The 836-nt window shown below is 54.3% G+C and carries 1 protein-coding gene; it reads left to right on the top strand.

The window, feature by feature from the left end; translation table 11 throughout:
• Positions 1-134: 134 nt before the first annotated feature.
• Entirely contained in the window at positions 135-608 is a 474-nt protein-coding gene (locus ACFQY0_RS21190) for a hypothetical protein (protein ID WP_379717054.1), read from the top strand.
• Positions 609-836: the final 228 nt, after the last annotated feature.

The raw sequence follows: 836 nt of genomic DNA, 5'->3' as shown, positions 1-836 counted from the left end.
GCCGAACAAGACGCGTCTGACCGACCCCTTTAAGCGGCCTTGTTACGCGGCGTCTCAGGTGGTAGAAAGTCGCCAATGAATCGCGCTGGCCGCCATGAGGGTCGGGTCGGCAGCGCTTCGACGTTCTGCAAGAAATGACCCAGCTCGACCGTGCGCTCTTTCTCTACGGGAAACTCATAGACAGTTTAGGAGTCGAACCGAATCATCATCTAGTTCTCCTCGGCGATCCATCGGTAGAGAGTGCTCGCATCTACTCATTCCCCGCGTTGTCCGGCGTGTTCAGCTACGACGAAGCGACAGAAATAAAATCCGACCAAGTAGACTACATCGAGGAACTTCTTATGGAGCACGATTCGCCCTATACTTTGGTCCAGCCGCTCTGCACCAAGCTTCGTGATGTGGCGCCGGTTTTCAACTCAGTTGGCTTTTCTGTTTTTGTTGGCTCGTGGGGCATGGGGCCAGAAGAGATCGGTTGGTGGATTCGCCACCTGAATAATCGCCCAAGCTTCGAAAAGTATCTTGCAACAACGGGAGTCAATGAATCGGCCGTCGAACAGATGACTCCGGCATGCACAGAGCAGCTAAATCGAGCAGAACTAGGCGTGTGACAGCGACGCCAATCAGCGGCTTTGTTGGAGATTGCCGGGGGTGCTTCAATCTGCTTTCCTTGAGTCGGAAGCGCCGCCATCGGGGCGCGCGTCCACATCAAACGTTCGACAATAATGAAATCCCTGGCTCTTTACATCCCTCACTGCCTTGGACTGCTATTGGTTAGCTGCGATCGAGATTCGTCCTCCCTCTCCAGTGACAGAGAGGTCGGAAACCTCCGTAAGCAA

Source organism: Haloferula chungangensis, assembly GCF_042664875.1.
GTDB classification, from domain to species: Bacteria; Verrucomicrobiota; Verrucomicrobiia; order Verrucomicrobiales; family Akkermansiaceae; genus Haloferula; species Haloferula chungangensis.
Note: the sequence above shows the minus strand (reverse complement) of the source record. Positions and strands in the feature narration are given on the sequence as shown.

Bases quoted from the DNA above. Each gene is read 5' to 3' on its own strand.
- ACFQY0_RS21190 (WP_379717054.1), top strand. From the start codon at position 135: ATGACCCAGCTCGACCGTGCGCTCTTTCTCTACGGGAAACTCATAGAC.